The organism is Arsenicicoccus dermatophilus (genome assembly GCF_046267915.1).
Classification (GTDB): Bacteria; Actinomycetota; Actinomycetes; order Actinomycetales; family Dermatophilaceae; genus Arsenicicoccus; species Arsenicicoccus dermatophilus_A.
This window is the reverse complement of sequence record NZ_CP176520.1, coordinates 3,183,178-3,194,788: the sequence shown is the minus strand read 5'-3', so window position 1 is coordinate 3,194,788 and position 11,611 is coordinate 3,183,178. Positions and strand designations below refer to the sequence as shown.

Here is an 11,611-nt window from a genome sequence, read left to right as displayed (position 1 = left end):
AGGGGGTCACCCGGCCCCCTGCGGGTCCGCTCCGACGCGCGGACGCCCGGGCGATGCCCCCTGTCCGGAAGTTCGCGGAAAGACGTTGTCCTACAACGACTTTCGCTTTTCGGCGCGGGTGGGCAGGATGGGTGGCATGAGCATCTACGCGCTGCCGGACCTGCCCTACGACCATGCCGCCCTGGAGCCCTACATCTCGGGCCAGATCATGGAGCTGCACCACGACAAGCACCACGCGACCTACGTCAAGGGCATCAACACCGCCGTCGAGCAGCTCGCCGAGGCCCGCGAGAAGCAGTCCTTCGACGCGCTGTCCACGCTGGAGAAGAACTTCGCCTTCCACCTCGGGGGGCACGTCAACCACTCCGTGTTCTGGGCCAACATGTCTCCCGACGGCGGGGACAGGCCCATCGGCGACCTCGCGGCCCGCATCGATCAGGACTTCGGCTCCTTCGACGCCTTCCGTGCCCACTTCCAGGCCGTCGCCCTCGGGGTCCAGGGATCGGGCTGGTCGGTGCTGGCCTGGGACCTGGTCGCGCAGCGCATGTACGTCGTCCAGCACTTCGACCACCAGGGCAACCTGCCGATGTGCCTGGTGCCGCTGCTCGTGCTGGACATGTGGGAGCACGCCTACTACCTGCAGTACAAGAACGACAAGGCGAGCTTCGTGGCGCAGTGGTGGAACGTCGTGAACTGGGCCGACGTCCAGGAGCGTCACGCCCGGGCCGCCATGCAGACCGCCGGCCTGATCCTGCCGTGACCGCGCAGGGCACCGGGAACGACCCGCAGGGGGAGGGGGCGGCCGAGCTGGTCGAGCACGCGCAGCTCGCCGCCGGCATCCTGACTGCCCGGCACCGCGGGGACCGCGGCTCCGCGGTCATGCTCGCCTCGACGGCGGACCTGCACGAGCTGCTCGGTGGCGCCCTGCTGCTCGCCGAGCTCCTGGCCGGTCTGTATGCCGACGCCTGCGGCCAGGACCCCGCCGACTGCCTCAGCGACCTCGCCGTGCAGCTCGAGGCATCCGTGCCCCGCGCTGACCACAGGCCCGGCGCGTGACCGCCGGGCCCACGCCCGCCGCCACCCGAGGGGTGCCCGGGCGCTTCCGTCCGGCGTCTTGCCGACCGGACGGAGGCAGGGCTAGGGTCGCCGGGTCGGCCGCACCCGAGGGGTGCCAGGGAACCCAGTGAGAGTCCGGGACTGACGCGCAGCGGTGAGGGAGCTGCGCAGAGCACGATGCCACTGGCGAGAGCTGGGAAGGCGCTCTGCGCGAATGATCCCGAGTCCGAAGACCTGCCGACGCTGGACCCGATCGGGCCTCGCGCATGGGCCCTGACGAGAGTTGGTGCACGTGCACGCGTTCTCCTGCGAGCCCGGACGGGCCGGCGGCCCTCCCGGCGTGGACGGGCCGGTCTGACATGGGCGCCGGACATCATCACGCGGCGCCGTCGGACAGCCGCACCCGCCTGGCCGTGACGCTGGCCCTCACCACAACGGTGCTGGTCACCCAGGTCGTCGGCGCGCTCCGGACCGGCAGCCTGGTGCTGCTGGTCGACGCCGCCCACCTGCTCACCGACTCCCTGGGGCTGGTCGTCGCCCTGGTCGCCGCCGTGCTGATGGCTCGCCCCCCGTCGGCCCGACGCACCTGGGGATGGCGGCGGGCCGAGGTGGTCGCCGCCGCGGCGCAGGCCTCGTTCCTGCTGGTCGTCGGCACCGCCGCGGTCGTCGAGGCCGTCCAGCGGCTGGTCGCGCCGCCGCAGGTGGCGGCGCCGGGCCTGGCCGTGTTCGGTGCGGTCGGCCTGGCCGCCAACGTCGTCGCCATGCTCGTGCTGGCCGGGGGCCGCGGGCACGACCTGAACGTGCGGGCGGCCTTCCTCGAGGTCGCGAGCGACGCGCTCGGCTCGGTGGCCGTGCTCGTCGCCGCCGCCACGATCGCTCTGACCGGCTGGCAGCGGGCCGACGCGGTCGCCGGGCTGGTCGTCGGCGCGCTGATCGTGCCGCGCGCCGTCGGGCTGCTCCGCGAGGCCGTCACGATCCTGCTGGAGTCCACCCCGGCCGGGCTCGACCTGGACGAGGTGCGCCGCCACCTGGCGGGTCAGCCGCACGTGCTGGGAGTCCACGACCTCCACGCCTCCACCATCGCCAGCGGCCTGCCGGTCCTCACGGCGCACGTCGTCCTCGACGACCGGTGCTTCACCGACGGGCACAGCACCCAGCTGCTCGACCGGATGCTCCGCTGCCTGGCCTGCCACCACGAGCTCTTCCTGGAGCACTGCACCCTGCAGCTGGAGACCCCCGCCCTGGCCGCCCACCACGCGGAGCACCTCCACGCCTGAGCCGTCGACACCGGTAGCCTGGACAGGGTGAATCTCGAGAAGGTCATCTTCGGCTTCTTCGTGCTGCTCGCCGCGACCGTGAACTTCGGCTTCGTGGTGGGCGACCTGGGCGACCCGGACATGCACAACATCTGGGAGCTGTATGCCGCGATCGTGGTCAACGTGGTCGCGCTGGTCCTCAAGTTCGGGGATCGCACCCAGATCGGGGCCACCCACCTGGCGACGAGCCTGGTCGCCGTGCTGCAGCTGATCGGCGCCGCGGTGCTCTACATCTACTTCACCCAGTCGCACTCGCAGGCCATCTCCGGTCCGGAGATCGCCTCGGTGGTCTCGCTCGCGTGCGGCGCGCTGCTCGCGAACCTCGTCTCGCTGGTGCTCCTGGTCGCCGAGACCGTGTCCTTCCGTCGGCGCTGAGCCGCGAGCCCGACGAGCCGACGAGCAGGCCCCGATGACCAACCCGCTGCTGCTGTTCCTCGCCCGCCCGTCGACGCGTCGTCGCGGGGTGCGCGGGCCGCGCGAGCGGGTGCGGGTGCCCACCGAGGTGCCGTCGACCGACGCGATCTTCCTGGTGCTGCGGCGGATGCGGACGCCGCTGATCGTGCTGGTCGCGATCTTCTCGGTCTCCGTGCTCGGGCTGGCGCTGATCCCCGGCGAGGACGGTGCGCGGCTGTCGCCCTTCGACGCCTTCTACTTCATCTCCTACACCGCGACCACCATCGGTTTCGGCGAGATCGTGCCGTTCACGGCGACGCAGCGGCTGTGGGTGACCTCGTCGATCTACGGCACGGTCATCGGGTGGGCCTACGCGATCGGCACGCTGCTGTCGCTCTTCCAGGACTCGGGTTTCCGCGAGGCCTTGGCCACGCAACGGTTCCGGCGCCGGGTGCTGCGGATGAAGGAGCCGTTCTTCGTGGTCGCGGGCTACGGCCGGTCCGGGCAGGCGGTGGTGGCCCAGCTGGACGAGGCCGGGCGGCGGGTCGTCGTGGTGGAGACCGACCGTGACTGCGCCGACAAGCTCGCGTGCGAGCAGCTGCAGAACGACGTGCCGGTCCTGGACGCCGACGCCTCCTTGCCCGGGGTGATGGGTCTGGCCGGTCTCGGCCTGCCGAGCTGCGAGGGTGTCATCGCGCTCACCGACGACGACACCGTCAACCTCGCCGTGGTGATGACCGTGGACCTGCTGCGTCCCGAGCTGCCCGTCTTCGCCCGCTGCCACTCGCGGATCTACGAGGAGCGGATGCACGACTTCTCGGCTGCGGCCGTGATCAACCCGAGCGACCGCTTCGGTGGCTACCTGGTGCTGGCGATCCAGCGGCCCGCGACCTTCCGCCTGGTGGCGTGGCTGATGAGCCCTGCGGGTGCGCTGCTGCAGGAGCCGCAGGGGCGCACCCGGCAGGGGCGCTGGATCGTGGCCGCCGAGGGCGCCTTCCGCGACGAGATCGCCCACGACCTGCGCCGGGCCGGGGAGGAGGTCGAGGTCGTCGACCCGCGCGCCGGCTACCACGACCTGGCCGGGGCCCGGGGCCTGGTCGCCGGCTCCGAGTCCGACACGCTCAACCTCGCCATCGCCGAGCACGCGCGCATCGTCGACCCGCAGATGTACGTGTGCGTGCGGCAGCACGCCACCTCCCGGCGGGTCCTGGTCGAGGCCCTCGACATCGACAGCGTCTTCGTCCCCAGCGAGCTCGTGGCCGCCGAGGTGCTCGCGCGCGTGGTGACGCCGACCTTCTGGAGCTGCGTCGAGCACCTGATGACGCGGCCGGAGGAGGAGTCCGAGGCGGTCCTCCAGCGGCTCGTGCAGGCGTTCGGTCGGCGGGCGCCGCACCGCGAGCTGGTGGTCGTCGACCACCGGGAGGCTCCCGCCCTGACCCGATGGCTGCAGCGTGGTCGGCCTTTCGCCGTCCGAGACCTGCTGCGCGACCCCGAGGACCGCGACGCCCGGCTGGGGGCGGTGGTGCTGGTCGTGGAGCGCGACGGTCACCGGCACCTGCTGCCGGACGGCGACCTCCAGCTCGAGGTGGGCGACCGGATCCTGCTCGCCGGGCGGGCCCGCGCGCTGGACGGGCTCACCCCCACGCTGCTGCAGGAGACCGCGGTGGAGTATGCCGCGACCGGGCGCGAGGTCCCGGGCACCTGGGTGGGCCGGCTGCTCGCCCGCCGCTGAACGCCCGACCGCCGCCGACCGGTCGGTCGGTGGCGGTCGGTGTCGGCGCTGCGGTCAGAGGGCCTTGAGGATGTCGTCCACCCGCTCCTTGGCGTCGCCGAAGAGCATCGAGGTGTTGTCCTTGAAGAACAGCGGGTTCTGGACGCCGGCATACCCGGTGCTCATCGACCGCTTGAAGACCACGACCTGGTCGGCCTTCCAGACCTCGAGGACCGGCATGCCCGCCACGGGGGAGTGCGGGTCCTCCAGGGCGGAGGGGTTGACGGTGTCGTTGGCGCCGATGACGAGCACCACGTCGGTGCCGGCGAGGTCGTCGTTGATCTCGTCCATCTCCAGGACGATGTCGTAGGGGACCTTCGCCTCGGCGAGCAGGACGTTCATGTGGCCGGGCAGACGGCCGGCGACCGGGTGGATGGCGAACCGCACGTCGATGCCCTGGTCTCGCAGCCGGCGGGCCAGGTCGGCGACGGGATACTGCGCCTGCGCGACGGCCATGCCGTAGCCGGGCGTGATGACCACGGTCTTGGCCTCGCGCAGCAGCCGGGCGGTCTCCTCGGCGGTGATCTCGTGGTGCTCGCCCTCGATGGTGGCACCCCCGGTCACCGCGCCGTCCGAGCCGAAGCCCCCGGCGATGACCGACAGGAAGGACCGGTTCATCGCCGTGCACATGACGTAGGACAGGTAGGCACCCGACGAGCCGACGAGCGCGCCGGTGACGATGAGCAGGTCGTTGGAGAGCATGAAGCCGGCCGCGGCGGCGGCCCACCCCGAGTAGGAGTTGAGCATCGACACCACGACGGGCATGTCGCCGCCACCGATGGAGGCGACCAGGTGCCAGCCGAGAGCCAGGGCGATGACCGTCATCAGCACCAGCAGCCAGGTGGACGGGGTGATGACGAACCACACCGTGAGCAGCGCGAACGCGACCAGGGCGCCGAGGTTGAGCGCGTTGTGCCCGGGCAGCATCAGCGGCGCGGACTTGATCTTGGCCGAAAGCTTCAGGTAGGCCACGACCGACCCGGTGAAGGTCACCGCACCGATGAAGACGCCGACGAAGATCTCCGCCAGGTGGATGCCCTCGGTCGTCGCGTCCATGCCGTGGGTGCCCATGAGCCACGAGCCGTAGCCGACGAGCACCGCGGCCAGGCCGACGAAGGAGTGCAGGAGCGCGATCAGCTCGGGCATGCCGGTCATCTCGACCTTGCGGGCCCGGCTCGTGCCGATCGCGGCACCGACGAGCATGGCCAGGAGGACGACGGCCACGGCGCGCAGGACGTCACCGCTGTGGGACAGGGCGAACCACACGGTCGCGAGGAGTGCCAGGCCCATGCCGGAGATGCCGTAGAGGTTGCCCATCTTGGCGGACTCGTGCCTGGCCAGGCCGGCCAGCGCGAGGATGAACAGGATGGCCGAGATCGTGTAGCTGGCCAGCAGCAGGGTGATGGGCACGGTCAGTCCTTCCGGAACATCGTCAGCATGCGCTGGGTCACGGTGAAGCCACCGGCGATGTTGATGCTGGCGAGGAGTATGGCGAGAAAGGCGAGGACCGCGACGAGCACGTTGCCGCCCGCCATGCCGGCCTGGAGGATCGCGCCGACGACGATGATCCCAGAGACGGCGTTGGTCACCGACATCAGCGGCGTGTGCAGCGCGTGGTGCACGTTGCCGATGACGTAGTAGCCGATGACGCAGGCGAGGGCGAAGACCGTGAGGTGGCCCAGGAAGGCTGACGGCATACCGAGGCTGAGCACGAGGAGCAGCAGCGCGGCCACGGCGATCAGGCCGAGCCGGCGACCTGGGCTCGGGGGCGCCGTGGGCGTGGCAGCCGGGGCGCTGACCGCGGTGGCGCCGGCCGCTGCCGGTGGGGGTGCCGCCGAGACCGTCACCGGCGGTGGCGGCCACATGACCTGCCCGCGCTGGACGATCGTCATGCCGCGCACGACCTCGTCGTCCATGTCCAGGACGTACTGCCCGTCCTTGCCCGGCGTGATCAGCTTGAGCAGGTTGACGAGGTTGGTGGCGTAGAGGCGGGAGGCGACCAGCGGCATCCGGTTGGGCAGGTTGGAGTGGCCGAGGATGCGCACGCCCTGCGGGGTGATGATCCGCTCGTCGGCGACCGAGCCCTCGACGTTGCCGCCGGACGCGGCCGCCATGTCGACGATCACCGACCCGCGCTGCATGCCCGCGACCATCTCGGCGGTGATCAGCCGCGGCGCCGGACGGCCCGGGATCAGGGCGGTCGTGATGATGATGTCCATCTCGGGGACGGTCTTGGCGTAGAGCCGCGCGGCAGCCTCGTCGAAGGCCTGGGAGGTCTCGCGCGCGTAGCCGTCGGTGCTGCGCTGCATCTCGACGTCGACCGGCAGGAAGGTCGCGCCCATCGACTCCACCTGCTCGGCCACCTCGGCGCGGGCGTCGGTGGCGTAGACGATGGCACCCAGGGCGTTGGCCGCGCCGATGGCCGCGAGCCCGGCCACGCCGGCGCCGACCACGAGCACCTTGGCGGGGGCGACCTTTCCGGCCGCGGTGACCTGGCCGGTGAAGAAGGAGTCGAACTCCTCGGCGGCCTCGATCACGGCGCGGTAGCCCGAGATGTTGGACATGGAGGAGAGCACGTCCAGGCTCTGCGCCCGGGAGATGCGGGGGACCGAGTCGGTGGCCAGGACCGTGATGTCGCGCCGGGAGTACATCTCGATGAGCTCGGGATGACGGCCGGCGCCGACCAGGGAGATGACCAGCGCGCCGTCACGCAGCCGGTCGACGTCCTCCTGGCGGGGGGCGTGGATGCCCAGCACCACGTCGGCGGCGCAGGCCTGGTCGCGGCCCCCGATCGAGGCGCCCGCGGTGACGTAGTCGTCGTCGTGGAAGCCTGCCTGCAGACCGGCCCCGCTCTCGACGAGCACGTCGTAGCCGAGACCGCGCAGCTGCTCGACGTGCGTGGGGGTCGTCGCGACGCGGGTCTCACCCGGTCGCGTCTCGCGGGGTACACCGATCAGCATGCGCAGCACCTCTGGTCCGGTGATGTCGGGCCGGCGGGCTCCGCTGCCCGGCATCTGCTGGCCGTGACCGTCCGGTCACGAGCACTCCCCAGCGTAGGACCGGGACGGGTCGGCCGTGCGCGCACCCCCCGCCCAGGCGGGAGGAGTGCTGGGGCGCAACGGTGCCGGGCCGGACATGGCGGTGGCCCCCGACGTGATCGTCGGGGGCCACGGGAGGTGGAGACAGGAGTCGAACCTGTGTAGACGGCTCTGCAGGCCGCTGCCTAACCACTCGGCCACTCCACCGGGTGACCACAACTCTGCTGCAGGACAGGCTGACGGGCTAGCCCCTGGCGGCCATTCGACCCTTTTAGGCGCAATCGTGTGACTCGCAGTGAGTTGAACCGGCAACGTGCAGTGGCGTCGGTCAGGCAACCGGCGCGTAGCGTGGCGTCGCCATACCTCCTGCCCCTGTCCCTGATCGATCGTCACGCGCCGCCTCCCTGCCCGGGCGCCCGTGGTCGGCGGGGCGGACCTGTCGGGCGGGGTGACTAGTCTGAGGCGGACCGAGCGGCGGAGGAGGCCCCAGGATGGCGCGACTGGTGCAGCTGGCCAGGGTGGACGAGCTGTCCGCGGCTCAGCTGAGGGGGCTGTGCGACTCGGGTGCCGTGACCCGGGGGCTGGGGTACACCGCCCGCGACATGGTGACCGAGCTCGTGGTCTCGGGCGACGGACGCCGGGTGGACGGCCTGGTCCGCGGGTCGGGGCGGCAGCGCTACACCACCTGGGCCGAGCTGCGCGACGAGCCGCGCCGTCCAGGTCACTCACGCTGGTCCTCGTCGTGCTCGTGCCCGATGCAGGTGGACTGCAAGCACGTCGTGGCCCTCGTCCTCACGGCGACCCAGCTGCGCAGCGACGAGCGCGCCGAGGCCGAGGACCTGGCCGATCGGGGCCCGTGGCGCCCCGGTCCGTCCACGGTCACCAGCTGGCGATCGGTCGTCGCCTCGCTCGCGGGCGACGACGGGACCCCTGCTGCGCTCCAGCTCCACCTCACGCCGCCGCCGCGCCGGGCGCCCACCCTCGGCCCCGGCGTCACCCTGACGCCGCTCGTGCAGGGTGCGCGAGGGTGGATCAAGACGGGGATCAGCTGGGGCGGCATCGACCCGGGCAGCTACTACGGCACCGTGCGCGCCGAGGTCGACCCCCTGCACCTGCAGACCCTGGAGGAGATGGCCCGCGCGGTGCGGGCCCGCCGAGCGGTCCACGCCTCGGGGGCGATCGACCGGGTGTCCCTGGCCGACATGGGGCCGCCCGCCGTGCCGCTGCTGCGCGCCGCCCGCCGGGCGGGGGTCGCGCTGATCGACGCCCAGGGACGGGCGGTGCACGTCCCCGACGAGCCCGCGTCCTTCGAGATCGCCCTGGAGACGGCCGAGGACGGCGCGGTGACCCTGCGTCCGGTGCTCGCGATCCCCGACGGCATCCCCCTGACGCAGACCCTGCCGGTCGGGGTGCCCGCGATCGCCCTGGTCCACGAGCGCCCCGACGGGCTGAGCGTCGTCGAGCTCGACCCCCCGCTCACCCAGGACCACGAGCGGCTGCTCGCCGAGGGCCCGATCGAGGTGCCGGCGCAGGAGTGGCCGTCCTTCGTCCTCGAGCAGCTCCCGGCCCTGCGGCGTCGGGTGCGGGTGCGGGTCGCGCAGGACCTGGAGACCACGGCCAGCCCCCGGCCGCGGCTGCTGGTCCAGGTGACCCCCCGACCCGGGCACCTCACGGAGGTGGAGCTGCGCTGGCGGTATGCCGTCGGCGGGCGCGGGCTGGACCTGGGGCCGGTCGTCCCGGTCCCCGGCGTCCGGGAGACCGGTGGGCGGGCCCGCGACCACGCCGCCGAGCGGGTCGTCCTCGACGAGGTGGCCCCGCTGCTGGAGCCGGTGCTCGCCCCCGTCGCCAGGCCCGGTGCCCCCTGGACGTCCGCCGCCACCCTGGTCCTCGGGCCCGCGGCGTCGATCGCGCTGTCCGCGGTGCTGCCCGACCTGCGCGAGCACCCCGACGTGGTCGTCGAGGAGGTGCTGCCGCTGCCCACCTACGTCCGGGCCACCGGCGAGGCCGTGGTCACCCTCGGGGTGGACGAGGCCGCCCCCGGCAGCGCTGACGCCACGGCACCGAGGACGCCCGACGACGCGGACGACGACGGAGCGGGCCGGGCCGGTGCGGGCGGCGCGCCCGACAGCCCTGCGGGCGAGCGGGGCGCGCCGGTCCACGCCCGCTCCACCGACTGGTTCGACCTGGACATCTCGGTCAGCGTCGACGGCGAGGACGTGCCCCTGGCCGACCTCATCCTGGCGCTCACCACCGGCCAGGAGCTGCTCATCCTGCCCTCCGGCCGCTGGCTCCCGCTCGCCGAGGACGAGCGGCTGGCGGCGCTCGCGACGGTGCTGGCCGAGGCACGCTCCCTGCAGGACGGCGACAGCGGGTCCTGGCAGGTCACGGCCTTCCACGCGGGCCTGTGGGACGAGCTCGTCGAGCTCGGCGTCGTCCACCACCAGAGCGAGCGCTGGCGTCGCACCGTGGACGCCCTGCGGGGACTGCAGCCCGGCGACCGGCCCGTCCCCGAGGGGCTGCAGGCCACCCTGCGGCCCTACCAGCACGAGGGTTTCCAGTGGCTCTCGCTGCTGTGGGAGGCCCGGCTCGGCGGGATCCTCGCCGACGACATGGGCCTGGGCAAGACCGTCCAGACCCTCGCCGCGGTGCTGCGGGCCAAGGAGACCGGCGACCTGGCCGACCCCTTGCTGATCGTCGCCCCCACCAGCGTCGTCGGCGCCTGGGCCCGCGAGGCCGAGCGCTGGACCCCCGACCTGCGGGTCGTCACCCTCGACCGCACCCTGCGCAAGGCGGGCACGACCCTGGACCGGGCCGTGGGCGATGCGGACGTCGTGGTGACGTCATACGCCCTGGTCCGGCTGGACGAGGAGGCCTATCTGGCCCGGCGGTGGGGCGGGCTCGTCCTGGACGAGGCGCAGTTCGTCAAGAACCACCAGGCCAAGACCTATCAGGTGGTCCGCCGCCTCGACGCCGGCATGAAGCTCGCCGTGACCGGCACGCCGCTGGAGAACTCCCTGATGGACCTGTGGTCGCTGCTGTCGGTGGTGGCGCCGGGCCTCTACGCCCAGCCGCGTGAGTTCCGGGACAGCTACGTCAAGCCCATCGAGGCGGGCGAGGGCGCCGAGCTCCTCGCCACCCTGCGGCGCCGGATCCGCCCGCTGATGATGCGCCGCACCAAGGAGCAGGTCGCCGACGACCTGCCGCCCAAGATCGAGCAGCTCGTCGCGGTGCCGATGCACCCGCGGCACCGCGCGGTCTACGACCGGCACCTGCAGCGCGAGCGGCAGCGGCTGCTCGGGCTGATCGAGGACGACTTCGGGCGCAACCGGGTCGCGATCCTGCGCGCCCTGACCGCCCTGCGCCAGCTGTCCCTGCACCCCGGCCTCGTCGACGCCGAGCACCTCGGCACCGGCGACGACGCCAAGACCGACCTGCTGGTCGAGCACCTGCGTGAGCTCGCCGCCGAGGGCCACCGGGCGCTGGTGTTCAGCCAGTTCACGGGCTACCTGCGGCTGGTGCGCGAGCGGCTCGACCGGGAGGGGATCGACCACTCCTACCTCGACGGGCGCACCCGCAAGCGGGGCGAGCGGATCGCGGAGTTCCGCGAGGGGACGCAGACAGCCTTCCTCATCTCGCTGAAGGCCGGCGGCTTCGGTCTGACGCTGACCGAGGCCGACTACGTCTACGTCCTGGACCCCTGGTGGAACCCCGCCGCCGAGGCCCAGGCCATCGACCGCACCCACCGCATCGGGCAGGACCGTACGGTCAACGTCTACCGCTTCGTCTCCGAGGACACCATCGAGGACAAGGTGGTGGCGCTGCAGCAGCGCAAGCGCGAGCTCTTCGCCCGCGTCGTCGACGAGGGCGACGCGCTGTCCGGCGCGATCACCGCCGAGGACATCCGCGGCCTCCTGGGGTAGCCGTGATGGTCGAGCGCGCTGGTCGAGCCGGTCGTGACAGCGCTCTCATGTCGGAAGTCGGTCATTGGCCAGGACGGAGATCCATGGGCGGTCTTGCCGAGTGCTGCCTGGCATCGG

At 72.5% G+C, this 11,611-nt stretch carries 8 protein-coding genes, 1 tRNA gene and 1 riboswitch; of the genes, 6 read left to right on the top strand and 3 right to left on the bottom strand.

Features of this window, described 5'->3' with window-relative positions:
- The first annotated feature begins 136 nt into the window (after positions 1-136).
- From ACK2IS_RS15030 to ACK2IS_RS15010, 5 genes are all read left to right on the top strand, one after another.
- On the top strand, positions 137-760 hold the full coding sequence (locus ACK2IS_RS15030; protein ID WP_409484096.1) for a superoxide dismutase: 624 nt from the start codon (positions 137-139) through the stop codon (positions 758-760).
- Positions 757-1,056, top strand: coding sequence for a hypothetical protein (locus ACK2IS_RS15025; protein WP_409484095.1), 300 nt, complete (start codon positions 757-759; stop codon positions 1,054-1,056). The genes ACK2IS_RS15030 and ACK2IS_RS15025 overlap by 4 nt, the downstream gene beginning before the upstream one ends.
- Before the next feature lie 79 nt (positions 1,057-1,135).
- Positions 1,136-1,313: riboswitch (cobalamin riboswitch) on the top strand.
- 102 nt (positions 1,314-1,415) lie between these two features.
- The gene (locus tag ACK2IS_RS15020; RefSeq protein ID WP_409484094.1) at positions 1,416-2,333 is read left to right on the top strand and encodes a cation diffusion facilitator family transporter; all 918 of its coding nucleotides are present in this window, start codon (positions 1,416-1,418) and stop codon (positions 2,331-2,333) included.
- A 27-nt stretch (positions 2,334-2,360) separates the two neighbouring features.
- Complete coding sequence (locus tag ACK2IS_RS15015) at positions 2,361-2,747, top strand: DUF6394 family protein (RefSeq protein ID WP_409484093.1); 387 nt, start codon at positions 2,361-2,363, stop codon at positions 2,745-2,747.
- A 34-nt stretch (positions 2,748-2,781) separates the two neighbouring features.
- Complete coding sequence (locus ACK2IS_RS15010) at positions 2,782-4,497, top strand: NAD-binding protein (RefSeq protein WP_409484092.1); 1,716 nt, start codon at positions 2,782-2,784, stop codon at positions 4,495-4,497.
- A gap of 54 nt (positions 4,498-4,551) precedes the next feature.
- Here the strand turns inward: ACK2IS_RS15010 and pntB are convergent, their stop codons facing one another.
- From pntB to ACK2IS_RS14995, 3 genes are all read right to left on the bottom strand, one after another.
- Positions 4,552-5,946: a Re/Si-specific NAD(P)(+) transhydrogenase subunit beta gene (gene pntB, locus ACK2IS_RS15005; protein WP_409484091.1), complete on the bottom strand. Its 1,395-nt coding sequence runs from the start codon at positions 5,944-5,946 to the stop codon at positions 4,552-4,554.
- Positions 5,947-5,948: 2 nt separating this feature from the next.
- On the bottom strand, positions 5,949-7,496 hold the full coding sequence (locus tag ACK2IS_RS15000) for a Re/Si-specific NAD(P)(+) transhydrogenase subunit alpha (protein WP_409484090.1): 1,548 nt from the start codon (positions 7,494-7,496) through the stop codon (positions 5,949-5,951).
- 214 nt (positions 7,497-7,710) lie between these two features.
- A tRNA-Cys gene (locus ACK2IS_RS14995) sits at positions 7,711-7,781 on the bottom strand.
- Between the two features lie 284 nt (positions 7,782-8,065).
- On the opposite strand from ACK2IS_RS14995, the gene ACK2IS_RS14990 reads away from it, so the two are divergent.
- The gene (locus tag ACK2IS_RS14990) at positions 8,066-11,494 is read left to right on the top strand and encodes an SNF2-related protein (protein ID WP_409484089.1); all 3,429 of its coding nucleotides are present in this window, start codon (positions 8,066-8,068) and stop codon (positions 11,492-11,494) included.
- Positions 11,495-11,611: the final 117 nt, after the last annotated feature.